Origin of the sequence: Endozoicomonas sp. ALC020, from assembly GCF_049275935.1 — a bacterium.
Classification (GTDB): Bacteria; Pseudomonadota; Gammaproteobacteria; order Pseudomonadales; family Endozoicomonadaceae; genus Endozoicomonas_A.
In genome coordinates this window covers 6,112,956-6,137,309 of record NZ_CP184830.1, presented here as the reverse complement: position 1 = coordinate 6,137,309, position 24,354 = coordinate 6,112,956, and the positions used below count along the sequence as shown (strand labels likewise).

Genomic DNA, 24,354 nt, shown 5'->3' with positions numbered 1-24,354 from the left:
TGAAAATGGCTAAACAAAGAGTAGTGGGCTATCTGAATCATCACTATGTGACCTTTTCAACCCATCGCCAGCCATCCGCTTTTACGGCTTAGGAAGTTGCCGAACAGGCACAGATCAGTGGTCATAATTTGGCCAAAACAGTGATGATATCTCTGAACTTTTGATACTGGGTTGGCAAGACTTTCAGGAGCTCGTGCATCCGGTTGTGCTCTCGAAGAGACAGAGAGATACGATTGCGTGAAAATGTCTCACGGTAAAATAAAACGAATATCCGGAGCCTGGTATTTATGCCATCTAACCCAGAACTGCAGCCTGCATCAGAAAAGGTCATTATTGTCGATGAAAGTAACCAGGTGCTTGGTGCTTTACCCAGAAGCCAGATGAGAGAAAAGAAACTTTGCCACCGGGCTACTTACGTCTTTGTTTTTAACAGTAAAGGGCAGCTCTACGTTCAGGAAAGGACGTTGAGCAAGGATATTTACCCGGGTTATTTTGAGCCGGCAACGGGAGGCGTAGTCGCTGAAGGTGAGAGTTATGACGTGGCTGCCGTCAGGGAACTGGCGGAAGAGCTTGGCATAGAAGACACACCTTTGGAGCCTCTGTTTCACTTTTACTTTCAGAATGATGACTGCAAGGTTTGGGGGAGGGTCTACAGCTGTCAATATGAGGGGGAGCTGAGGTTGCAGGAAGAAGAAGTGGCAAGGGTAATCATGGAGTCGCCTGAAGAGATTCGGTCAAACCGCTTCAACCGGACATACACACCAGACAGTCTCGTGGCTCTTGAACGTTTGATGAATCTCTATGGTGACAGAGAAATATCTGCCTGAACTTTCCGGTCAAATCGACATCATCTTAAGTATTGAGGCCCACTCACGCTTGAGCCCCGGGTCAAGAAAACCTTTCGAAGATCTGGAAAATACAGGTTGGCTAAGCAGCGATGCATAGCTTGAGAAAGAGTTTGAAAGCAAGAAGTTCTCTTCTTCCAGATGGCCCGTTTCATCGGTTGGAGAGATCTTTATTTCCTTATCTTCATCATCGATTGCTATAGGCAAGTCTTCATTGAAGGCAGTGGACTTTTGATCAATCGTTGGGTTGTAGGGTGTATCCAAAGCATCGAAAAACTCATCATCTTCTTTCATGCCAGATATTGTCTCAGAGGCCGTGTTGTTTTCGATGCTGGTTTCGGCAACCGGGCCTTGAGATGTCAGCATGGTCAGCAGGTTGGGCTCAACAGGTCCCCTTACTTTTATCAGTAATTCCATAACCCGATCAACCTGCTGATTTGCATCCTGAATCTTCTTCAGCAGCAGAGGTTTGCTTAAGTAGGCTGACTCATCAGTTCGGGCAGTTTTCAGATGCTGTTCAACCTGATTCAGGATTCTCACGCGATCATTCAGACTCAGCGCTTCTCCCTTTTGAAGGTTAAACAGCTTATTGACTGCTTTCACGAAAGAAGCCTTTTTTTCCTCTGTCATCAAAAGATCTTCTGTGAAAATCCCTGCAAGTTCCGGATGGGGTTCTTCTGTAACAAGATCAGCCAGGACGGAAATAGCTGCCTCTCTCATGACCTCCGGGGTTGTGGGAGTCTCTATCAAATGCCTGAGGCGACGAACTTCCTTTTCTAACGTTACACCTTCAGCTAGCTCATCCCTTACCGCCAACTCCACTTTCACCTTAAGAGCTGATGGGTTGCCCTGCCTGATACCAAGGTCAAGCATTCTTGCAGCCTGTCTGGGATCCCCTGACTCAATCAAAAGGTCAGCGGCTTCTTTAAAGCGACCATGCTTGATCAGCAGGATTTTAAGATAATTCAGAGTGCTATGAGCTTGAATGTTGTCATCTGCCCAGAGGTTTTGAAGAAGAGTCTGTATCGGAAAGTGTTCCAGTGAGCGGGCAACGATATCCGGATGGCTTTGGTCAAGCAGGTTTAATAATGAGATGAGATGATGAGGGTCTGCAAAGTAGGGATGGTGACTGACCAAGTCTTGAATAAGATCATTCAGCTGCTTTGTTTTATAGAGATTGTTTTTATTGCAGTCGATAAGCAGCTTGATCACTTCTTCTGCTTTTTCCGGATTGGATTTATAGGCAAACTCGGCTAAGCGGAAGGCAATGGCTTTTTCCTCGGGCGTGTTTTTAGGGAGGTTTTTTGCCAGATGGATCAGCCATTCAGTGTCAGTCACCAGTTTACTGGCATTTTCGATGTCTTTTCTTTTCAACAGCTGTCTGTATAGCTCAAAGGCTTTCTGTCGTTCAACGACAATCAGCCTGTGTGCGACACTCTCAAGCCATAGCCATTGCTCATCATCTGCTTCTGCAGCTTCCCTGGCATAGAAAGCTTCAGGGATAGCCTGCAGGGCGATCATGCAGTCACTTTCATGCTTAAATCTTTCCTGATCCCGGACAAAGCGGAGCAGGATCCGGCAGGCGGCCTCGTCACCTCTTGCCGCTTCTATGCAACGTTTTTCCATTAATCTTGGCACCATCCTTACTGGCTGGGCTAAAGCCTGGTCTTCTGAGATGATGTCACTGAGCACTCTACTGAAGGCATCGGGTACAATGAGTACACCCTCTTCTTTTTTGAGTGCTTCTATATGCTGGTGGTGAAGTGCAGGTGACACTTCATCTGGCGTATTGCCTGATTGAGATTGACCTGGTATTGAAGCATCTTGAGTGTGCATCTGATTCAGTCGCTCATAGGTGACCTGATCGTGATCTTCTATTCTGGTTGCCGGTTTTCCAGGGAGCAGACCGGGTATCTCGATTTTGCATGCGATAAATTCAAACGGCCAGCCTATTTGCAGTCCTGTTCCACCTTCGTAGGGAACCAGGCGTGTTTCTTTGGCTGTTAGCGCTTTTTTTACCAACCACCCAGTCAGGCTTCCACCTGAAACTCTGATACCGTGTTTCAAATCTTTTATCCTGACTTCGCCGTGCTGCATAAAAGCGAAGATATCGAGATGAACAGGTTTTGAGAAGAGAGGAGCTAATAGCCAACCAATGTAGGGGATGTTTCGAATGGTTTTGGGGTGAATGATCAGTGAGCTGTTGAAGGTTCCATTATGAGTATCATCGAAGTGCTGAATGTTGACTTTCTTAACCTCCAGCAGGGCAGGCCGGGCTGACTCGTTGACAAGCTTTAACGCATCGAAAGCAAGTATGGATGTTTGTTTTGGTGAAGCTTTAAGCAGGTCGAGAGGTTTGCAAAAGCGGACGCCTTTCATGGTCAGCTTTCCTCTCTCATAACCTACTATGCAGTCTGATTCTTTTGAAGGGTCAGGTACTGCCGTCAGCTCTTCATAAGAGTCCAGATTTTCATATCGGACTTCAACTCTTTCAGCGGAAAGTTGCACCGCTGTTCGATCCTCGGAAGAGGAAATGAATGAGTTTTTCAATATCTGGGAGATGCTGATATCGGTGCCGACTGAGATAGTCGTGTTCTCGAGTCTGATTTGCAACGTCAGTGGAGGTTTATCTTTAACCGGAATTTCAACCGTACAGGAAAGATCCCCTACTTCAAAATGGTTTTTTGTGGCTTGTCCATTGATTAAATAGCTCTCTGATGCCTGGACGACTCTTTTCGAGTCGAAGTTCAGCGCTGTAATTCTAACGGGCAGATCATCGCCATTCTTTATGAGTATCTCATTAAAGTTGAATGGAGTTTGCTCTCCGTCGACAATGACCGCCGTATAACTGCACAGCAAGTCATATAATAAAGAGCGCCACTGGCGTCTTTCATCCTCACGGCTGATCTCTATACCAGCCTGATGATTGACGAAATTATCAAGCTTTGATGCGACTTTCTCGAAACCTGCACCAGGAAGGTTCGCCAGTGCTCCGACAGCTCTGCCTGGAAGATCTTTCAGTAAACCAAGGTAACCGGTCTGCTTTTCCGCTTCTTCAGGTTCAAAATCCTTAGTAGGAGGAAGTGTCGAGTTTTTCTTGCCGATGTAACTTTTGTACCATCGCCGGAAGAACCAGGGGCGTCTTTCAGCTTTTCGCTCATTAATCTGAGGGGATTGAGGTGCCCGTTGATCAGATGATTCGTGGCTCAATTGACTCCTGGTGCTTGTCTCACTGATTTGTCTGCCCAGATGGTCCTGTCCAGTGAGTGGAGAAGGGGGCGGATTACGATCGCCAGAAGATCTGGAGGAAGGGGGCGAGTTGTTGCTGCCAGGTGTAAGAGGTGATGACATGTCGCTGCAGTCCGTTATGAGCTTTCGGGTTCATCAGCATTTCAGTATTTATTAACACAGCTTAGCTGATAGCAATAGAGCTTGGCAGCTTGGTTGAGGCGGTAGGAGAAATTGTGTTTTTGCGCTGCTAAAAAGTGTCGAATGAATGGCAGACTGTCAAAGGAAATGGCTGGCATTTTGCAGCGTGACGAAAATTGACTTAAAAAAAAATTCTTATGCTTCAAAATTCTTGATTGCAGATGGACAGCAATCTTTAAGAAGTCAATACTTAGCTCGCTCACTAATGTGTCCTAACGGGGGTCTCCCTCGTTGTTAGAGCATTGAATCATGTGCCGCCCCCTAAGGGGCGGCACAGTTCGTTGTGGGGAAAGAAATTTCCAAGTCCGGGTCGATCTGATTGAACTCAACGCTTCCTCACAGGCTTTTTACGTGCAGTTTTCTTTGTGCTTTTCTTTACAGGCGATGTCTTTACAGGCGATGTCTTTTCAGGAAATGCTGCTTGGCGCACATCTTCGAAGGTTGTGGCAAAGTGAATGGTCATATCTTCTCGAATATAATCCGGCAGTTCATCGTAATCTCTTCGGCATTCTTCCGGAATGATCAGGGTATGAATACCTTGTCGTTTGGCGGCTATGACTTTTTCCCTGACCCCGCCAACAGCCAGAACTTTTCCGGTTAGAGTCAGCTCTCCGGTCATGGCTAGAGAGGCGGGCTTTTTGCTCGTGGCAAGAGATAATAGTGCGGTTGCCATGGTAATCCCGGCTGAAGGACCGTCTTTGGGAGTTGCGCCTTCAGGCACATGAAGATGGATAAAGGCTTTTTCAAAATAGGCTTCCGGAATGCCTAATTTTTCAGCCTGGCTTGAAACAAAGCTATAAGCTATTTCAGCAGACTCCTTCATGACATCCCCCAACTTACCGGTCAGTTTGAAGCCAGCTCGCTGATGATGAATAAGGCTGGCTTCTACTGGCAGGGTTGCGCCTCCCATGGCAGTCCAGGCCAGACCTGTCACTACACCAATGCCTTCAATGCGCTTCTCTTTTCTGAAGTAAGGTGCACCCAGATAGTCAGATAGATTCCTGGTAGTCACACTGAGACTCTTACCGGTGCCTTCAAGCAGTTGAACAACGACTTTGCGAATAATTTTATGAAGCAGTTTTTCAAGGTTTCTCACGCCAGCTTCCCTGGCATAGCCCTCAATGACTGCCTTAAGAGTGAGGTCGGAGAGCCTGATCTGGCTCTTTTTTAAACCCGACTGTTTCAACAGTTTTGGCCACAGGTGATTTTTGGCGATAGCCATTTTTTCTTCTGTGATATAGCCTGAAAGTCTTATGACATCCATTCGATCCAGAAGAGGGCCGGGAATCGTGTCCAATTGATTGGCAGTACTGATAAACAGCACTTTTGAAAGATCGATTCTCATGTCCAGATAGTGATCGAGAAACTCACTGTTTTGTTCCGGGTCGAGCACTTCCAGCATTGCGGATGCGGGGTCTCCACGATAAGAGGCACCGATTTTGTCAATTTCATCCAGCATGATAACGGGATTGGCAACATCGACTTCCTTAAGGGCCTGAACCAGTTTGCCCGGCAGTGCACCGATATAGGTCCGGCGATGACCTTTAATTTCTGCTTCATCCCTCATGCCGCCCAGGCTGAAACGATAAAACTTTCTGCCTAAAGCACGGGCGACGGATCGTCCTATGGACGTCTTACCAACGCCGGGAGGGCCTGCCAGTAACATGATAGTGCCTGATATTTCCTGTTTGTAAGCACCAACAGCCAGAAACTCGATGATTCGGTCTTTGACGTCTTCAAGTCCATCATGATCTGCATTTAAAATTTTTCTGGCATGGGCAAGATCAAATATGTCTTCGGAGTATTTGCCCCAGGGGACCGAGGTAGCCCAGTCAAGATAGTTCCGGCAGATGGCATATTCAGGGGAGCCCACTTCGAGAATCGAGAGCTTTTTCATCTCGTCATTGATCTTTTTAAGGGGCGTTTCCGGAATAGCCAGCTCGGCAATCCGTTTTTCAAATGCCTCAATTTCAGCCGTTCTGTCGTCTTTCGAAATGCCAAGCTCTTTCTGAATGACTTTCAGCTGTTCTTTTAGAAAAAATTCACGTTGATGCTTGCTGATCTTGCGGTTCACCTCAGCGTTAATCTCACCCTGAAGGCGGGCCACTTCCTGTTCCTTGCGGATGAGAATCAATACTTTCTCCATTCGACGCTGAACAGAGAATGTTTCAAGGACTTCCTGCAACTCCTTACCCGGCGCAGTGGTGATGGCGGCTGCAAAGTCCGCCAGTGGGGACGGGTCTTTTGGACTGAATCGATTGAGGTAATTTTTCAGTTCTTCGCTGTAGAGGGGGTTCAGCGGGATTAATTCTTTGATGGCCTGAATCAGTGCCAGTGCGTAGGCTTTGATTTCATCGGTGTCATCTTCGATATTGTCAGGGTACTCTACCTGAACCAGGTAGGGTGGGCGTTTTCGAAGCCATTGCTTGATACGAAAGCGCTGCATGCCCAGAGCGATGAACTGGATCTGGTCGCCTTCCGGAAGGATATTATGAATTCTTACGGTGCAGCCCACCTGCGGGAAATCTCCCGGACTGACTACATGGCCAGCTCCTGTCATGCCAGCAACATAACTAAGTCCCACTACTTTATGTGGGCTCTGGGCGACCCGATGAAGTGTTTCTTCCCACTCCTGACTACTGAATACCAGAGGTTGAACCTGTGCCGGGAAAAACGGCCGGTTTGAGACAGGGATGAGGTAAAGCTTGTCAGGCAGAGCGTGTTCCGGGAGCACCAGTCCGGTACCCATATCCTCTACCTGTTCATCAGCTGAAATAACTTCGGGTTCCTGATTGTCCTGATCTGTCATAGTCTTTTCGGATAACGTCTCGGAATGAATAGTAAGCGGATAATGACTATCTGGAGTCATCTCCAGTGATTTCAATAGGCGATGTAATTAAGTATGGTTGAGTAAAATCTGCGTGCCACTCAACTGACGCGATCAAGGGAGTTAATAATATGAAAAGTTTTCAGGAAGTTTTGGGTTTCTGGTTTGAAGGTGAACCCCTTGGCGATGTGCAAATGTCCCGCTGGTGGAAGAAAAGTGAGGCTCAGGATCAGCAGATCCGCAATCAATTTGCTGGCTTGCCGGAGGCGGTAGAGTCCGGAGAGTGCGACGAGTGGCTGGAATCCGCTGAAGGGCGGTTGGCAGCGATTATTGCGCTGGATCAGTTTCCCCGGAATATGTTCCGGGGCGATCCCAGATCCTTTCAGTACGATCATACTGCTCTGACGATTTCCAGAGAGGGTGTAGAGCTGGGTCAGCTGGATCAGCTGACAGAGCTGCAACAGGCTTTTTTTGTCATGCCTTTCATGCACAGTGAGTCGCTTGAAGATCAGGAGCAATGTGTGAGGCTGTTTGAGAGCATTCTTGGCGGGGCTGGAGATGGCTATCAACAATACCTCGCAGGTTCACTGGATTTTGCTGTCAGACATCGTGATATTGTTGCCAGATTTGGACGCTTTCCTCATCGCAACAGCCTGCTGGAACGTGAGAGTACCGATGAAGAATTGAGCTTTCTTCAGCAGCCTGGATCATCTTTCTGAGCTTTTTTCGCCATGTCCGTGGTAAAAATGGGAATAAAGTATCAGCTGCTGTAATATGTCGCGACAAACAATAATAATACCCAAAGGATACTTATGAAAAAGTTGTTTATTGTCGCATTTGGGATGGCCCTCTGGCAGTCAGCTCAGGCTCTTTCGATGAAGGGTGTGGAGATCCCTGATGTTGTGAAGTCAGACGACACTGTTTTGCAACTTCAGGGTGCAGCAGTTCGAACATGGTATTTGGTGGTAGACGGTTACATTGGTGCACTCTATCTTGAAAACCCCACCACTGACGTATCCCGCATACTCTCTGAAGAAAGTTATCAGAGAATGAGCTTCACCATTCTGTTATCGAAAATGAGTGCGAGACGTATGGCCAATGCCTTTTACGAAGCGATTCAGATTAATACATCTGAGGAAGAGCAGAAGGAGCTGGAAAAAGGTATCGCTCAGTTTATGGGCATGATTGATGGCACTCTGAGCAAAGGAGAATCTGGAACCTTTGAATACATCCCTGGTAAGGGAGCCAGAGTCATTATTGCCGGGGAGGAAAAGGGGATCATACCCGGCAAGAAACTATTCAACGCAATACTTAAGGTTTGGATTGGTGAAACCCCGCCCAACCAGAAGTTTAAGGAAGGTATTCTGGGTTTGAATGCCAAGGGGTAGAGCTTTTCACTAGATAGTGCTTTTCACAAGATAGTGCTTTTCACAATAGGGTGCTTTTGGTTTTGTCTTCGGGGCTGCTCACAAGGCCACTTTCCTCCGCTGCTAAAGTCGAAACTAACCGGTCAGGTATTTATGACCTGAATTCAAGCAATGTTTTTCTCTTCTCAGCCGATGCATGGATAGAGGTGTCGTCGATCAGCCAAGAGGAGAAACTGATGAGTAAGTCTATAGAAAAAGCCGTTCTCACCATGACTGAATCGACCCAGGGGGAATATGTTATCCGGGTAACCCAGGGTGGCACGATTCTCTTTGGGGATGTCATTCTCCGCCTGCCTGCGGGTTTGGGAGAGTCGCTAAAAAGTGATCTGGCTTCAGTCATGGCCAATGCTGTCCTGAGGCACATCAGTAGTGCTGACAAAGAAGCTATCCGCGAAGTTGAAGGCCTCTTCCTCGAGTGGGGATGCTTTGATATTGCGGATGATAGCTGCATCTAACTGAATTAATATTCCCCCCAAACATCTTGCCTTCTCAGGTTAGAGGTGCCTGTCACAGAAGTGCAATCACGAGTCAAATGTTCAGGGTGGTATTTTTTGTCCTCTCTTGCAGTAGAATGTTTGAGAGTCGGTCAGTTCTGTCGGATACTGGCTGTATTGTATCGCTGTTCTGCCGTAATCGTTTCAGTGCGATGAAGTGCAGACGAAGTGCAGATGTATTGTACAATGGAGCTTTTTGCCGTATGTGCATTTAGCATCAACAAAAACAAGAGATTACCATGTCTGATCAAGTTAGTATTGTCATCGTTTCAGCTTCACGTACTCCCATGGGAGGTTTCCAGGGGAGCCTTTCAGACGTCTCAGCGCCTGAACTGGGCGCTGTTGCTATCCGTTCTGCCCTTGAGAAAAGTGGCCTTTCTCCCTCCGATATCTCTGAAGTTCTGATGGGCTGTGTGTTGCCTGCAGGCTGTCGTCAGTCTCCCGCCAGACAGGCAGCCAGAGGAGCAGGTCTGCCGGACTCTACTTGTACGACAACTGTCAATAAAGTGTGTGGCTCAGGCATGAAAACCGTCATGATGGGCGCGGCTCAGCTAAAATTGGGCGAGGCTGACGCCGTGGTTGCAGGCGGTATGGAGAGTATGACGAATGCGCCCTACTTTCTGGAAAAAGCTCGCTCAGGTTTGAGATTAGGGCACGGAGAGATTAAAGATCACATGTTCACTGACGGGCTGGAAGATGCCTATGAAGGCCAGGCCATGGGCGTTTTTGCCGAGCAAACCGCCAAACGATTTGAAGTATCCAGAGAATCGATGGATGACTATGCTCTGGAATCACTGAGAAGAGCCCTGGCTGCCAATGAGGAAGGGGCATTCGCAGATGAAATTGCTCCGGTGGAAACACGTCGTAATGGTGAAGTTACGGTGGATGAACAGCCCGGCAAGGCCCGTCCTGAAAAGATTCGGCAGCTGAGACCCGCGTTCGAGAAGGACGGGTCTGTCACAGCAGCAAACTCCAGCTCTATTTCCGACGGTGCGGCGGCCCTCGTTTTGATGCGTGAAGAAGATGCTTTGGCCAAAGGTTTGGCACCTATTGCACGCATCAAAGGCTATCAGAGCCATGCCCAGTTACCGGCGGAGTTTACTATTGCCCCCATTGCTGCTATCAGTAAATTGCTGGAAAAGGTGGATTGGCAGGCAGAAGATGTAGACTTGTTTGAAATCAATGAAGCTTTTGCGGTTGTCACCATGGCGTGCATGCAAGAGCTGGGTCTGGATCACAGCAAGGTCAACGTCTACGGTGGCGCCTGTGCGCTGGGCCATCCACTGGGAGCCAGTGGCGCCCGAATTATTGTGACGCTTCTAAATGCCCTGAAAAAGAAGGGGGGCAGCAAAGGTGTTGCATCCCTCTGTATTGGTGGTGGTGAAGCTACTGCTATCGCACTTGAGCTTATTTAATGTGTCTTGAGCTCAGGATTTTTGACGACTTGGTCGTTTATTAATCGCCACAAGCAAAAGGAGTCTGTAATGGTTTTCTGAAGTCCGGCAGGCTCCTGAGGCTTACAAACAATAAGAGGCCGTTAATGAACTTTACCCTGACAGAAGATCAAATCGCTTTCCGTGATCTTGCCGCCCAGTTTTCCCGGCAAGAGCTGTTACCCCATGCGGCTGACTGGGATAGAGATAGCACTTTTCCCGTTGAGACCCTCAGAAGAGCTGGCAAACTGGGATTTTTATCCCTGTATGCACCTGAATCAATGGGGGGGATGGGGTTATCACGGCTCGACTCAAGTCTGGTTTTCGAACAGCTTGCAATGGGATGTACGTCAACCACGGCTTATATGACCATCCATAACATGGTCGTCTGGATGGTAGGACTGGCTGCCAGCGATGAGGTGCTGTCCGAGTGGAGTGAGGCTCTGGTGACGGGTGAAAAACTGGCTTCTTATTGCCTGACAGAACCGGGTTCCGGGAGTGATGCTGCTTCTCTGAAAACCCGTGCCGTCAGGGAAGGAGACGAGTATATCCTTTCCGGTTCGAAAATGTTTATTTCAGGTGCGGGCAGCACCAGTCTGCTGTTGGTCATGGCCCGAACGGGGCAAGAGGGTCCAAAAGGTATCTCTGCTTTTGCGGTTCCTGCCGACAGTGAAGGAATTACTTATGGTCGTAACGAAAAGAAAATGGGTTGGAAAAGTCAGCCAACCCGGCTGGTAAGTTTTGACAATGTCAGGATTCCCGCCAGCTCTCTTCTGGGTATGGAGGGAGAAGGCTTCACTCTTGCTATGAAAGGTCTGGATGGTGGTCGAATTAACATAGCCACCTGCTCTGTCGGTACTGCTCAGCAGGCGCTGAATACTGCTAGAGAATACCTTAGGGAGCGTAAGCAATTTGGAAAAGCTCTGGCCGAGTTCCAGGCCTTGCAGTTCCGGCTGGCCGATATGGCCACAGAGTTGACGGCAGCCAGACAGATGGTCAGGCTCGCGGCTTTCAAGCTGGATCAAAAAGACCCTGAAGCCACTGCCTATTGTGCCATGGCGAAACGTTTTGCCACGGATGTTGGTTTTAAAATCTGTGATGAGGCGCTGCAACTCCATGGGGGTTATGGTTACATCAATGAGTATCCTCTTGAGCGGCATGTCAGAGATACCCGGGTGCACCAGATTCTGGAAGGGACCAATGAGATAATGAGACTGATCATTGCCCGTAGAATTCTGGCTGATGAATACGCAGGACTGGAATGAACTATGTCTGATCTTTTGAAGCTTTCTCTCGAAGGCCATATCGCCACCATCCAACTGAATAACCCGCCGGCCAACACCTGGACACTGGAAAGTCTGAAGCTCCTTCAAGAGATGGTTGAAGACTTGAATGAAAATCCGAGGGTCACCGCCCTGATTATTTTCTCTGAAGAAGAAAGATTTTTCAGTGCCGGAGCCGATCTTAAGCTGTTTGCCGATGTTTCGCCTGAGCAGGCCCGGCCCATGGCGGAAGCATTTGGCATGGCTTTTGAAACACTGACAGAATTTAAGGGCATCTCTATTGCAGCAATCAATGGGTTTGCCCTGGGGGGTGGGCTTGAAGTGGCGCTGGCCTGTGATCTGAGAGTGGCTGAAAGACAGGCCTTGTTGGGGCTGCCAGAAGCATCAGTGGGTCTGCTGCCTTGTGCAGGTGGTACTCAAAATTTAATGTGGCTGGTGGGCGAAGCCTGGACCAAGCGGATAATATTGCTGGGTGAGAAATTGGACGCAGAGAAAGCCTGTCAGATTGGTCTGGTGGAAGAAGTCGTAGAGCAGGGGCAGGCCTGTTCAATGGCTCGGGAGCTTGCTGAAAAGGTCAGTCAGCAAAGCCCTGATTCTGTTGTCGCCAGTAAAAAGCTGATTCAAATGAATCGGCTTTCCTCAAGCAATAGGTACGCTGTTGAGCGAGATCTGTTCCTGAAGTTGTTTAAAGGTCAGAATCAAAATGAAGGTGTTAAGGCTTTTCTGGAAAAGCGCTCACCTGATTGGCGCTACGAGTAAAGCCAAACCCGGCTTGGCCGGGTTGCTATTTGAGTGTCAGTCGTTGCGAAACAGTGTTTGTACCAGGTGGAAGCCGAATTGAGTTCTGACCGGACCATGAACCTTAAGAACTTCTTTTCGAAACACCACCTGGTCAAAGGCTTTTACCATTTGTCCCTGACGAAATTCTCCAAGGTCTCCTCCCTTCTTGCCAGAGGGGCAATGGGAGTGTTTTTTGGCCAGCTGGCCAAAGTCAGCCCCTTTGTCCAGCTGTTTTTTGAGCTTTTCTGCTTCTTCCTGCGTTTTAACCAGGATGTGTCTGGCACCGGCAGTCGCCATAAGATTACTCTTGAGTGGTTGAATTTTGGTTAGTGGCCGTTTTGCAAGTGTCACTTTGAGCGTCACTTTGAGCGGGTTGTCCGGTCACTACCAGTTTGAGTTGCCCCACAAAGACTCGTTCGTTCTTTTTCTGGCGAGTCAGTTGTCTCTGATACAGAAGAATTTCGGCGTTGACAGCTTCTTTCAGTTTGACTTTGCCGGCAGGTTTGCCATTCAGGTCGACGCGGTTTCTGCCTTCCTTGATCGATGATAGGTAGCGATCCTGCTGAGTAAAGAGTTTCAGGGCTTTTTTGATGGTGCTGGCCGGAAATTCACCGGTCTGATTCATTTCATTATGGATGCCGACTTTAAGGGGGCGCGGTGAAGCCACCCGAAAGGCTTCAGGCCAGCGTTCCCTGATCAGGCGGAGTGCTTCAGAACTGGATATTTCATCTCTATCGTTAGCTGAAGTCTGTTCATCAGAAGAAGAAAGGTTACTGCATTGAGTATCTGCCCTTGAAATAGTCAGATCTTCTCTTTCTGCATTGTGCATATTGTGCTCATGACTGATTACTTGGGATGTTTGTTCTGTGCAATTGTACTGCATTGTGGACTTCTAATGATATGTTTTGAAACCGAACACTTGTGTCGTTTATTAATGAATATCAAGGGCTTTAGATTTCAATACACCAAAGCTGATCATTTCAAGAGCCTTTTCGTGTGTCGATCTCAAGTAGACTGGAGGGGCGACGTCGGCTTCATAGGCTTGTATCCACCTCTGTGCACACAGACACCATTGGTCGCCTTCTTTGAGTCCGGGAAAACGGTAGGCCTGATTGGGGGTAATCAGGTCGTTACCCTGTTCGAGGGAAAACTCCAGGAAATCCTTAGTGACTCTGGCGCAGACAACGTGCTGTCCAATGTCATTCTTGTCAGTATGGCAATACCCATCCCGGTAGATTCCGGTAACAGGATCAAGGCAACAGGGTTGAAGAGGTTCCCCGAGAACATTTTTTTGATCAGAAGCCGATGTGCTCATGCCGTTTTCCGCAGACAGTCCTGAGGTGAGAGTTAACAGCAGGTTGCTTCGGCAGTCAATGAAGAATTTTCAGTAATACCAATCGTGCTTTCTAACTCCCGTGATGAGCATGGAGATTTGAGCCTTAAGACAAGGCGGCGTGAGGAGTCATAGCCTTAGCTATGGCGACGATCGCCAACGCAGGATTAAGGCTCAAATCTTCAGCGCAATAGGGAGTTAGAAAGTTCGATTGGTATAAGATCCTGACGGTAAAGAGAGGAGTATCAGGACCTTGATTCTTATTGCTGTTTGTAGACACAGTCGTTTACTTTGTTTTAAGGCATCACTGCTTGTATCAAGGTCTGATAGAGGTGTGGTTTTTTGCCTGTTTGAGAGTCATTTGCAGGGCCTGTTCTCTTGGCAGGACTTTATAAATACTTCTCAGATATTCGGCTTCAAGCGCTAAAGAGTCTTTAGCGTTTAAAGAACCTTCTGTCTTGACAGTTTCTTCTAATCTGAGGCTGTTGATTTCTTGATGTTTTTCTTTCAGCTGCACATTGGCTCTGAGGTATTTCAGATAAGCTTCCATGTGACTTTGTTCAGGTTTGCTCATTCTTGTTCCAAATCGCCTTGGTCGAAAAGTGCGTGTTTAGCTAAAAAGTGATCTGTTCGAGCTAAACGTACTTTCAACATTAAAAATAATGAATCCTGTTCACCTGTTGTCCTGACATCTTGCTTCGGACGGGCTGCTCTTTGTCGGAAGGTAGCATGCATAGTGCGTGCCAATGATAGGGGGGATGGGTATTAATACCTATTCTGGTGCGTTTCCTTTACGTGGGGTGAGTGCTTAAGTGGCTTTTTTTGAGTTGTTCTTCGTAGTGCTACGTTACGATTGGGATCGCGGGTTACACATTGTTCCGGGGTGAATCCCGTCGGCGAGTGCTTTTTCTCATTGGTTTGACAGATTTTTGTCACTCGAAGCTCAGGGGTAACCACCCATTAATGAAATCTGCTCTTTGTCGGCCAGCCAGGCCTCCTCTTTGCCTGATCGTTTGTAGCGCTCTTTAGTCTTCATATAGCTACCAATTTTGTTTCCCCAGACATTCTCTGTCTCCAGAGCGCAGCTGAAAACGAGGATATTATGCATAGATGGGTTGTCATGCTGATTGGGTTCACGCTTTATGCCAAGGCCGATAATACTGCTTATATCAACTGGATTGCCGGTTTACCAGAACAGGGTATTCCTGTGGAGGACCCGGACTGGCAGCGCCTGGTTGCCAGTCCTTCTTCTGCAGCACTTCAACAAATAGTTCGTCGGTACGCTTTGTATGTTGATAGAGGGCGTCTTGATAAAAGATTGTTTCAGCCAGGCTGGCAGATAGATGACCAGCCACGTAAAGAAAAAGATCAATCGCAACGCTATTCCATTGATGACCTTAAGGGTCTTGAGCCTGACCTTCCCCAATATCGTGCTTTGATCAACAGTCTGAAAAAACTCAAGAACTGGAGCCTGGTGGCTGCTCAGGAATTTCCGGATGATCTGATTTTCTTCAAAGACGATCGGCACTCTGCTGTTGCCCGCCTGAATCAGTGGTTGATGGATCTGGACCTTGCAGAGCATTTGGAAGGAAGTGTTTACACTCAAGCGCATAAGGATGTCCTGACGCAAGTACAGCTTCAGTTTGATCTGATGCCGGATGGCAGGCTGGGGGTCATGACGCGTCAGGCATTGTTAGCCATAACTCACGAAAGAATCAGAACGCTTAAGGCTAATCTTGAGCGTCTTCGCTGGTTGCCATCGACACTGCCATACCCTCACATTCGTGTGGATATTGCGGGTTTCAATGTTGCCTGGGTCAAGAATAAAACCAATCAGAAGATTCATAAGGCGATCGTTGGAATGCGTCATAAGCAGACGCCGGTTTTCAATGATCAGGTCGAAAGTGTGACATTCAATCCCGTCTGGAAAGTTCCTCATTCTATAGCCGCCCATTCGATGTTAAGGGCTGAAAGGAAAGAACCGGGATTTTTAAAGCGTGAAGGTTTCGTCGTCTATGAAAGCTGGGAGGACCGGGCACCTGCTGTTGCTATCGATAAAGTCAATTGGCGATCCTTGACGCCCGGAACATTTCGTTACCGGCTTGAGCAGCAACCCGGTGAGAAAAACCGATTAGGGCGCTTTAAGCTGGATCTGCCGAATCCGTTCGGTGTCTATCTCCACGATACGGATAAGCCTGAGCTGTTTGCAGAGGAAAGGAGGATGTTTAGTTCAGGCTGTACCCGGGTTGAAGGGATTGCCGATTTGATCCAAACCATCTTTCATCAGCAATCTATGGCGTGGGTGCACAAAACCACCCCTGGAGAGCTGACGTACAAAAGAATGCTTTTCCAGCCTGTGCCTATCTATTTTGTTTACTTTACAGCCTGGCCCGATGAATCGGGCAGAGTCCGGTTCAGAGAAGATATCTATCAGCAGGACGCTGCCATGACCAGCTGGTTTTGAACATCTGGCAGAGAGACACTATAAGTAGTTGACGGAGTAGGGCGTTTTGTGGAAAATGCGCTGCATCCAGACGAGACGTCTGTTTTTTTGGTGGGCCCTGTCGGTCCCCTCGCAATGATCAGCTGTGAACCCCGCCAGGCCCGGAAGGGAGCAACGGTAGCAGTGACATCATGTGCCGGGGTGTGGCTGGTGGGGTTTGCCTCCATCTGTATTGCCCTGTCCTTGAAATATCCTTATCAGATCCCTGTGAATCGTGCATTCTTTCGCTTTCTTGGTTAGCATAGAGTCCTCAGTTTCAGTTACCGGTATTTAAGCTTTTCAATGAGCTATCAGGTTCTTGCACGCAAATGGCGACCCCGTTCTTTTAAAGAGCTGGTGGGCCAGACTCACGTATTACAGGCTCTGGTCAATGCGTTGGACCAGGATCGGCTGCATCATGCTTATCTGTTCACGGGCACACGAGGCGTGGGTAAGACAACGATTGCCAGAATTCTTGCCAAGTGCCTTAACTGTGAAACAGGTGTCAGCTCTACTCCCTGTGGGCAGTGCGCTGCCTGTTGCGAAATTGATGAAGGTCGTTTTGTTGATCTTATTGAAGTGGATGCTGCTTCCAGAACCAAGGTGGAAGATACCAGGGAGCTGCTTGATAATGTCCAGTACGCTCCTACCAGAGGGCGTTATAAGGTTTATCTGATTGACGAAGTGCACATGCTCTCGGTGCACAGTTTTAATGCGTTGCTAAAAACCCTGGAAGAACCACCTCCCCATGTAAAGTTCCTGTTGGCTACCACTGATCCTCAGAAGTTACCGGTCACCATTCTGTCGCGATGTTTACAGTTTGGGCTGAAAAATATGACGCCGGAAAGGATTGTCGGTCACCTGGAAAATATTCTCGGCCAGGAAGCTATCCCTTTTGAAGGTCCGGCCCTCTGGCAGCTGGCCAGAGCAGCCGATGGCAGTATGAGGGACTCTCTGAGCCTGACCGATCAGGCCATCGCATTCGGTAATGGTCAGGTAACCGAGCAGGAAGTCAGTGCCATGCTCGGTACCATTGATCAGGGCCAGGTCATGAAGATGGTCAGGGCACTTTCTTCGGGTGGGGCTCCTGAAGTCCTGGCCGCTGTTGCCAGCCTGGCTGAACATGCACCGGACTATGGGGCAGTGCTGGACGATATGCTTTCCATGCTGCATCGGATTGCCATTGCCCAGGCAGTTCCAGAGGCAGTGGACAATAGTCAGGGTGATCGTGAGCAGGTTCTGGAGCTGGCGGGTAATATGCTGGCTGAAAACGTTCAGCTCTATTATCAGGTCGGTCTGGTCGGGAAAAAAGATCTTCCGCTGGCGCCGGATCCACGGGGCGGCTTCGAAATGGCTCTCTTGAGAATGCTGGCATTCAGACCTGAGCCTGTTGCCATTCAGGTGCCACAAAGTGCCCGGCGTGAAGTGGAGGCTCAGTCAACAGAGGCTTCAGAACCTGTTGTATCATCTCCTGATCCGGAACCTGAGCCTGCTGCTGTATTGCAGTCCGAAAATCAGCAGCAGAGGGATACTGAAACAAGCGAGCCTGAAAGTTCTCTGTCATCGCCTGTGACTGAAGAATATCAACCTCAGGCCTCAGCTGAGCGGCCTGTTACCGCTATTACAGAAAATTTCTTGCCGGAAGATTTTTCTCCTTCAACGCCATCCAGTCTGGAGCCAGCTCAGGTATGCGGGCCTGATCAAAATGTCGATGAAGAAGTTCCGCCAACGGTTGAAGCTTCTCAGAAACAGCAAGTGGAGGAGGATGGAGTTCCGCCATCGGTATCCACTTATGAAGCTTATGCATCTGAGCAGGCATCAAGAGAGACGGTCGCTCAGCCAGAGCCAGAGTCAGCACAGGTGATAGAAGAACCTGTTCAGAGTTCTGCTCCTGAAGAAAGAATTTCTTTTGCTGATCTGAATGTTCAGTCCTGGGTGCCTGTTTTTAGAAGTCTTCCTCTGGGTGGTGTGACCCGAACGATAGCCTCTCACTGTGAGTATGTCAGTCATTCAGCAGGTAGAGTCGATCTGCGACTGGATAGTGGCAGAAGTACTTTGTACAACGACATGCATCGGCAAAGGGTTGAGAAAGCGCTGAGCGACTATTTTGATCAGCCGCTCAGGGTTCGGGTGGAAATTGGTCAGGTTCAGGCAGAAACGCCTGCCGCCTGGCGAGAGCGCAAAATGGCTGAACGAATGGCTGATGCTCGCTCCAGTATTTTTAATGATCAGCATGTGCAAAGTCTGATTGATAAATTTTCTGCTGTCGTCATCGAAGACAGTATTCAGCCAGTTGGCAATGTCGTTAAGTGATGAATAGCCGGGTATTTCAATCATCCGGCGGTTGTATTTGTGTTTAGTTCGTCGCTTTTAATAAGCCAAAAGATAACGTAAAGGAGTTTTTATGTTTAAGGGCGGTATGGGTAACCTGATGAAGCAGGCCCAGAAAATGCAGGAAGACATGCAGCGTATCCAGGAAGAGCTGGCTAACGCTGAAGTGACTGGTGAGTCTGGTGCCGGTCTGGTGAAAGTGATTATGAACGGTCGTCATGATGTCAAGGATGTCCAAATCGATCCAAGCCTGATGCAAGAAGACAAGGAAATGCTGGAAGATTTGCTGGCGGCAGCAGTGAATGATGCGGTACGTAAAGTGGAAGAAAACAGCAAGGATAAAATGAGTGGTCTGACCGCTGGTATGGGTCTGCCGCCTGGCTTCAAGATGCCTTTTTAAGCGTCATTTTCTTGCTCGTTCAAAACACCTTTGGACAGTCATTGGCTACCAGGGTCTACTTAAGGTGAGTGGGCCCTGACCGGAATTTGAGTGCATTTATGTTCAGTCCTCTGATCAAGGAATTGATAGAATCCCTGCGTTGTTTGCCCGGGGTGGGGCCCAGGTCATCCCAAAGAATGGCGTTGCATCTATTGGAAAAAGACCGGGAGGGTGCACTTCGGCTGGCTAAAGCTCTCACCGAAGCAGCAGAAGGGGTTGGGCGCTGCAAGTCTTGCAGAACATTATGTGAGAGTGAATTGTGTGATATTTGCAGTCATCCGGGTCGCGAGAAATCAACACTTTGTGTGGTAGAAAGCCCTTCTGATGTAATGGCCCTGGAACAGGCCGGTGGCTATTCCGGACGCTATTTTGTTCTTATGGGGCACCTTTCACCGATCGATGGAGTTGGTCCTGACGAAATCGGTGTGACCGACTTGCTGGAGCGAGTGTCCGATTTTCAGGTTAAAGAAGTCATTTTGGCAACTAACCCGACGGTTGAGGGTGAAGCCACGGCTCACTTTATTGCAGAAGAGCTCAAAAATATGGGCGTTGAAGCCAGCCGGATAGCACATGGTGTGCCGTTGGGTGGTGAGCTGGAATACGTTGACGGCGGCACTCTGGCCCACGCATTGGCAGGCCGACGAAAGCTTGAACTATAAAGCAGCAGAGGCCAGGAGATGTCCTGGTTTACTTAGGACAAAAGTACTGAATTCGATTTACAAGGCCCGTGGTTTTCGCTTCACCTGTTCGTATTCGGGTGTACTGGTCCGTCGTCATCCAGTCAATGGTTTTCTGTGTGCCTGGTAAAGAATCCGGAAAATAAGTGTTGATATAGAGGGTGAAGCCGCCATTATCTGTACCAAAAGCGGTTTGCCAGCTTGTGTCACTATCGAGCTGCACTCGATAAAAGCAATTTCTGCTGAAGCTGCTGGCCTGAAGCTTTCTGCCTCTGGCTTCATGAATCACTTTTTTAGTTGAATCCGAATCAGGAAACTCTTTCCATTCAATATTTTGACACTGGCTCAGTATTGTATGGGTCGGCACTTTGCTGGCTTGTCCATCCGCTTTCTGAACAAGGGTAGTATTTTTTCTGTCCGACTGAATATGGGCTTTCAGTACGGTTTTCTGGTCGCCGAAGTCTTCGGGTATCAGTTCAAGCCGGGTTTTGTTGTAACAGGTGGACAGGTAATTGTAAAAAGCCTGTTCTCCATTGATCCAATGGAAACAGTCAGGATTAAAGCTGCTGTTGCTGTTGAGATCTAATTTCTCTGGAACAGAAGGGCACCATCTGCGAATGGATTCAAAGCCAAGAGGTTTTTCACTGGTGCCGTCACTGCTTTCAACGATCAGAGTGTTTTTTTGTGCGGCAGAAATTTTGAGTATATAAGTCTCGGCATTTTCCAGGCTGCCGTAGGGGGTAAACAAGAGAGCATCTTTATTGACGGCGGCTGCAAAGAACCAGGCTTGATCGAACTCAACCTGATAGTGGCAATGAGGGTTGAAATCCTCCGGGGTGTCTGTTGCTACATCCACCCAAGGAGATTCCAGAGGCATCCAGGCAGCAAAAAATCCAAAAATTGTCGATAAGCCAACAGCCATTGGAATACACCATAACACTATGATGTATCCATTCTAGTTAGTGTTTTAGAAGGCTGCTGACTAAGTGATTACCAGTTGTAGCCAAATGTCACCGAATGAAAATCAATGGATTCATTCATGCTGTGCAGTCCGGCATTGGAGTAATGGAACCAGCCATAGCTGAGTTCAAATTGCTGATTAGCTCCAAATTCAATACCTGCCATGAGCCGGATCTCGAATTGGGAGTGACCGCCCATATTAATAGGTGATCTCTTTTCTTTCTCCAAATCTTGTTCAGACAGGTAGGCGGCACCCACCCCAAGATCTATAAACGGACGCACGCTGGCGTTGGGGAGAAATCCCATTCTTAATACCGGCGAAAAACTAATAGTGGTTACTTTGTCTTTGCCGTCAGGACTGGGATTGTCACTGGCCGAGAGATTACTTTTCCACGAGCTGGCAGCCAATTCAAAATAGCTGCTGAGTACAATGCTATCAGACTGATAAAAGTCCTTTTTCCAGTCCCAGGTGATACCCAGGCGCAGATTGGTGTAATCCGCTGAACGACCTGAAACAAGGTCAAGGTACTGGCCATAGCTAACATTGATACCATCTGGAACAAAGTCCTCTGCGTGAACGCTCTGTGTCTGGATCAGCAGCGACGCTGATAAGCACAGGCTGGCAATAGCACTCTTCATATACTTCCCCTTGATATTATTCTCTTAGTGGTTTCCACGCATTAGCTATCGGCCGATAAAAATGAAACTTTATGAGAGATTTTCAGACAGCTTATTGCCGGGGGGATTTGATGAGAGAAGAGGGCTAAAATCCTTTGCGCATTGGTCACGCAGACTTGTTTGTAATAAAGAGTAGTTCTTCCACAACTGTTCTCAACTGGCTGGACATTTCAAGTGACTAACAGGAATCTCCCACCGATATTAGGTAGAGAAGGGTGTTGAGCAGAGGTGTATACAAAGAGAAGGAGAGCCCTAAATGAATATGGCTCGGGTGGTCAATGCTGCTCTACGCAGCACTGCTATAAGAGGAGGGCAGGGGTTTGGCTTGTTCAGAGATCAGGACAGGCGCTTGTTCTGATGGTCTGAATGTTGAAGTGGGTTTCAGAAATTCTTCGTAAAAGCGCAGACTGCTATCACAGGTAAGCCGGTAGTATTTGAAAAAACTGCCATTGATCTGGGTTTTCTGAAACAGGTAGGAATGCAGTTGTTTGAATAAATGACGGTCAACAGGCTCCGGACTTTTCCAGAATGACTCCAGAGATCCCTGATGGGTAATGCCGTCGATATCATAAAAAGCTCGTCCCATGACCTTGGTAGGCAGGTGGTGCAGAAGGGCGGAGATCCCAACGGTACTGTTAACGGTTACTACGCCGCAGGTGTGATGATATAAATCGGGTAAAGGGATGTCGTGGCAGTAAAGCACTCTGTCCTGGATGCCCAGATTTGTTGCCAGGTCTTCAATAAACTGCCCGTATTCTGTGTAGCCTCTGTCCATCGGGTGGTGTTTGAAGCACAACACCTTGTCTAAATCTGCATGCTTCCAGAAGGAGACTATGACTTCCTGAATAAAAGCTTTCACTGACTCATAAGGAGAGTGAAAAATCATCTGGGAGTCGTCGTGAACTTGCAGCGGAACCAGATAAAATCTCTGATCAAACTCATTATCCAGACGAAATTGCGTTTGCTTGTCATAACTTTTAAACAGCAGTTTTCTGGCAAACCCTCTCAACCAGTAAAAGCCTTCTTTGACCGGATTAGTAGCCCTGTGATGCCTGTACTCAGAAAATTCATCCCTTGAGAAAGAACTGGCCCAATAATAAAAAGCAGCGTAGCGGGTCCTTCGTTTCATGGTGCCGCCGATTGTCTGGCTGGATTTAGCTGAGCATGGCGTTATTCTCTCCAGGCTTTCGCGGCTGAGATCCATCTGGCTCAGTGAATTAACGCCTCCGGACTCCAGTGTAATGGTATCAGGTCGTAAGTAACCTTCTTCGAAGACACAAAATTGAACCCCCAATGCATCACAGACCGGCTTTGCAGTTCTGTGATAATAACGGCAGTCACCAAGGAGAAAAACGGCTTCGATACGATGTTCGGTGAGGTACTGTTCAAGAAAAGCGGCCCAGTCAGCTGGTTTTCCCTTGTAGTGGGTCTGAACATTAGCCCATGAAAAAAACCGGTCGCCGCCATTAAAGTTGATTTTGTGGGTGGTGTAACCCGCTCTGGAAAAGGTGCGTGCCAGCCGCTTGAAAAATGGCCCCAGTGGGCCTTGAAGAAAAAGTACGGCAGATTTGGTCATAGCCTAAATCCGATCCTTGTGTATGACCTTGGTCGCTTATCGGTGGTTGTGTGTTGTGCAAATCCTAGCATAAGCCAGTCTAAAAATATAACTGAATGTAATTGAATTGCCGTAGCAAGCAAACTGGTTTGGGTTTTAATATGGTTGCCTTAAACAATACTAGGTTCTGCATTGGGAAGGCTATACGTATAGTACGTGGTAATGATTAAACTCACCTTAACACTGGGTCCTGAAGTGGTTAAACAATTTAAAGTTGATGCAGCCAGCCAACAGAGCCTGTCCAGGCAGGTAGAAAATTGCCTGAGATCACTGTCAATGTCTTGAGAGCGCGATGAAATAAAGTTAGAGGGAGAGGTTGCAGAGCTGTCAGGAGTGATATGCGAGAACGATTCGATCATTCTCATCATGCTATCTGCCAGCGCAAGAGGCACATAACCATGGTCTGACAACAGGGAAAACGAGTCCCGACTTCCCTGAGGGATGCCCAACTGTTTCAGGCGAATTACCCGGTTCGCCAGGTCCAGTGCGGCCTGTGATGCTCGCTGGATATTTAAAATAATGGAGTCCTGGCGGGTAAAATTCGTCGTCAACTCATCTTCGTACCCGACATACTCTTCTTCGATACGGGCAAGGCACCGTTGAATAATACTGTATTTGTTCAGAATCACATCATCCATTTTTAATCCTGCTCAATAAGTCATTAATAATCTCGCGGCGATCTTCCTGAAGTTGCTGATAGTGTGAAAAAACATGCGTTTCAAACAGGTCGCATGCCATTTCATCTATCCTGGCCATCCAAACACCATGCTGAAATACTTCTTTCTGGAGCACGGTAGTCGCGCCTTTCAAGTCAATCAGGTCAACATACTTACCAAAGTGGCAAGCGAGCTCCTGTGCTTTATCCCACAAAAGTTGTTGGGAGGTTTTTCCGGATATAAAGACCGCCAAATCTATATCGCTTCCAGCTGTGGCGTGCCCAGTCGCCTGGCTGCCATACAAAACGACTCCCAGCAAAGTTTTACCAAATGCCGCTCTAAGTGACTCTTCGATATAGGAAGCATCCAAATCTGCGTGCATACTTTCTCTTTGAGTGATGTTTGAACCATTAGAATAACACTGCTCAAAGCAAATTGGACATAATACAGTGGGCAGATGGTTAAGTTGACACTGGTTCTCTTTCCTTTTTCAGGCCCTGTTGGCCCCTGCGAGGGAAACCGGACTTTATATTAAGGTGAAGAGGAGAAACCCCGGAAGGAATCAGCAGTATTTGATAGAGATTACAGTTGCCTTAGATGATTGATATTAATGGCCATTACTTTGTGGTATGCAAAGTTGTTATAAGCTCTCAGATCATCTGTTA

At 48.0% G+C, this 24,354-nt stretch carries 23 protein-coding genes and 1 other RNA gene; 12 read left to right on the top strand and 12 right to left on the bottom strand.

Annotation, left to right across the window (positions count from 1 at the left end):
* The first annotated feature begins 287 nt into the window (after positions 1–287).
* Entirely contained in the window at positions 288–827 is a 540-nt protein-coding gene (gene yfcD, locus ACOJUO_RS22705) for an NUDIX hydrolase YfcD (protein WP_422134164.1), read from the top strand.
* A gap of 9 nt (positions 828–836) precedes the next feature.
* Here yfcD and ACOJUO_RS22700 read toward each other — a convergent pair whose 3' ends face one another.
* Both ACOJUO_RS22700 and lon read right to left on the bottom strand, forming a co-directional pair.
* A complete protein-coding gene (locus ACOJUO_RS22700; protein ID WP_422138263.1) occupies positions 837–4,196 on the bottom strand; it encodes a hypothetical protein in 3,360 nt (1,119 codons plus the stop codon).
* 403 nt (positions 4,197–4,599) lie between these two features.
* A complete protein-coding gene (gene lon / locus ACOJUO_RS22695; RefSeq protein ID WP_422138262.1) occupies positions 4,600–7,083 on the bottom strand; it encodes an endopeptidase La in 2,484 nt (827 codons plus the stop codon).
* A gap of 149 nt (positions 7,084–7,232) precedes the next feature.
* Between lon and ACOJUO_RS22690 the strand changes: the two genes are divergently transcribed.
* The 6 genes from ACOJUO_RS22690 (at position 7,233) to ACOJUO_RS22665 (ending at position 12,497) form a co-directional block, all read left to right on the top strand.
* Complete coding sequence (locus tag ACOJUO_RS22690) at positions 7,233–7,820, top strand: DUF924 family protein (protein WP_422138261.1); 588 nt, start codon at positions 7,233–7,235, stop codon at positions 7,818–7,820.
* A gap of 93 nt (positions 7,821–7,913) precedes the next feature.
* Positions 7,914–8,489, top strand: coding sequence for a chalcone isomerase family protein (locus ACOJUO_RS22685; RefSeq protein ID WP_422134160.1), 576 nt, complete (start codon positions 7,914–7,916; stop codon positions 8,487–8,489).
* Between the two features lie 215 nt (positions 8,490–8,704).
* Complete coding sequence (locus ACOJUO_RS22680) at positions 8,705–8,983, top strand: hypothetical protein (protein WP_422138260.1); 279 nt, start codon at positions 8,705–8,707, stop codon at positions 8,981–8,983.
* 278 nt (positions 8,984–9,261) lie between these two features.
* Entirely contained in the window at positions 9,262–10,437 is a 1,176-nt protein-coding gene (locus ACOJUO_RS22675; RefSeq protein ID WP_422138259.1) for a thiolase family protein, read from the top strand.
* A gap of 125 nt (positions 10,438–10,562) precedes the next feature.
* Positions 10,563–11,720, top strand: coding sequence for an acyl-CoA dehydrogenase family protein (locus ACOJUO_RS22670; RefSeq protein ID WP_422134157.1), 1,158 nt, complete (start codon positions 10,563–10,565; stop codon positions 11,718–11,720).
* A gap of 3 nt (positions 11,721–11,723) precedes the next feature.
* Complete coding sequence (locus tag ACOJUO_RS22665) at positions 11,724–12,497, top strand: enoyl-CoA hydratase (RefSeq protein WP_422138258.1); 774 nt, start codon at positions 11,724–11,726, stop codon at positions 12,495–12,497.
* A 36-nt stretch (positions 12,498–12,533) separates the two neighbouring features.
* Here the strand turns inward: ACOJUO_RS22665 and ACOJUO_RS22660 are convergent, their stop codons facing one another.
* From ACOJUO_RS22660 to ACOJUO_RS22640, 5 genes are all read right to left on the bottom strand, one after another.
* Positions 12,534–12,815 carry a peptidylprolyl isomerase gene (locus ACOJUO_RS22660; RefSeq protein WP_422134155.1) on the bottom strand — a complete coding sequence of 94 codons (282 nt, stop codon included), beginning with the start codon at positions 12,813–12,815 and terminating at the stop codon, positions 12,534–12,536.
* A 4-nt stretch (positions 12,816–12,819) separates the two neighbouring features.
* Positions 12,820–13,347 carry a ProQ/FINO family protein gene (locus tag ACOJUO_RS22655; protein ID WP_422138257.1) on the bottom strand — a complete coding sequence of 176 codons (528 nt, stop codon included), beginning with the start codon at positions 13,345–13,347 and terminating at the stop codon, positions 12,820–12,822.
* A gap of 102 nt (positions 13,348–13,449) precedes the next feature.
* Complete coding sequence (locus tag ACOJUO_RS22650; protein ID WP_422134153.1) at positions 13,450–13,833, bottom strand: DUF2237 family protein; 384 nt, start codon at positions 13,831–13,833, stop codon at positions 13,450–13,452.
* Positions 13,834–14,167: 334 nt separating this feature from the next.
* The gene (locus tag ACOJUO_RS22645; protein ID WP_422138256.1) at positions 14,168–14,425 is read right to left on the bottom strand and encodes a hypothetical protein; all 258 of its coding nucleotides are present in this window, start codon (positions 14,423–14,425) and stop codon (positions 14,168–14,170) included.
* 369 nt (positions 14,426–14,794) lie between these two features.
* The gene (locus tag ACOJUO_RS22640; protein ID WP_422138255.1) at positions 14,795–14,959 is read right to left on the bottom strand and encodes a hypothetical protein; all 165 of its coding nucleotides are present in this window, start codon (positions 14,957–14,959) and stop codon (positions 14,795–14,797) included.
* On the opposite strand from ACOJUO_RS22640, the gene ACOJUO_RS22635 reads away from it, so the two are divergent.
* The 5 genes from ACOJUO_RS22635 to recR all read left to right on the top strand — a co-directional run bounded on the left by ACOJUO_RS22635 (position 14,954) and on the right by recR (position 19,762).
* Complete coding sequence (locus tag ACOJUO_RS22635; protein ID WP_422138254.1) at positions 14,954–16,315, top strand: L,D-transpeptidase family protein; 1,362 nt, start codon at positions 14,954–14,956, stop codon at positions 16,313–16,315. The genes ACOJUO_RS22640 and ACOJUO_RS22635 overlap by 6 nt on opposite strands.
* Before the next feature lie 98 nt (positions 16,316–16,413).
* Positions 16,414–16,510: signal recognition particle sRNA small type (gene ffs / locus ACOJUO_RS22630), an RNA gene on the top strand.
* Between the two features lie 126 nt (positions 16,511–16,636).
* Positions 16,637–18,646: a DNA polymerase III subunit gamma/tau gene (gene dnaX, locus ACOJUO_RS22625; protein ID WP_422138253.1), complete on the top strand. Its 2,010-nt coding sequence runs from the start codon at positions 16,637–16,639 to the stop codon at positions 18,644–18,646.
* A gap of 91 nt (positions 18,647–18,737) precedes the next feature.
* Positions 18,738–19,064: a YbaB/EbfC family nucleoid-associated protein gene (locus ACOJUO_RS22620; protein ID WP_317146116.1), complete on the top strand. Its 327-nt coding sequence runs from the start codon at positions 18,738–18,740 to the stop codon at positions 19,062–19,064.
* Between the two features lie 98 nt (positions 19,065–19,162).
* Positions 19,163–19,762 (top strand): recombination mediator RecR, encoded by a 600-nt coding sequence (gene recR / locus ACOJUO_RS22615; protein ID WP_422138252.1) that lies wholly within the window; start codon positions 19,163–19,165, stop codon positions 19,760–19,762.
* A 28-nt stretch (positions 19,763–19,790) separates the two neighbouring features.
* Here the strand turns inward: recR and ACOJUO_RS22610 are convergent, their stop codons facing one another.
* From ACOJUO_RS22610 to mntA, 5 genes are all read right to left on the bottom strand, one after another.
* Entirely contained in the window at positions 19,791–20,636 is an 846-nt protein-coding gene (locus tag ACOJUO_RS22610; protein ID WP_422138251.1) for a hypothetical protein, read from the bottom strand.
* Positions 20,637–20,770: 134 nt separating this feature from the next.
* Entirely contained in the window at positions 20,771–21,379 is a 609-nt protein-coding gene (locus ACOJUO_RS22605) for an acyloxyacyl hydrolase (protein WP_422134147.1), read from the bottom strand.
* Between the two features lie 325 nt (positions 21,380–21,704).
* The gene (locus ACOJUO_RS22600; RefSeq protein ID WP_422134146.1) at positions 21,705–22,994 is read right to left on the bottom strand and encodes a capsule biosynthesis protein; all 1,290 of its coding nucleotides are present in this window, start codon (positions 22,992–22,994) and stop codon (positions 21,705–21,707) included.
* A 149-nt stretch (positions 22,995–23,143) separates the two neighbouring features.
* Positions 23,144–23,671: a type VII toxin-antitoxin system HepT family RNase toxin gene (gene hepT, locus ACOJUO_RS22595; protein WP_422138250.1), complete on the bottom strand. Its 528-nt coding sequence runs from the start codon at positions 23,669–23,671 to the stop codon at positions 23,144–23,146.
* On the bottom strand, positions 23,664–24,071 hold the full coding sequence (mntA, locus tag ACOJUO_RS22590; protein ID WP_422138249.1) for a type VII toxin-antitoxin system MntA family adenylyltransferase antitoxin: 408 nt from the start codon (positions 24,069–24,071) through the stop codon (positions 23,664–23,666). Before mntA ends, hepT begins: the two co-directional genes overlap by 8 nt.
* Positions 24,072–24,354 lie beyond the last annotated feature (283 nt).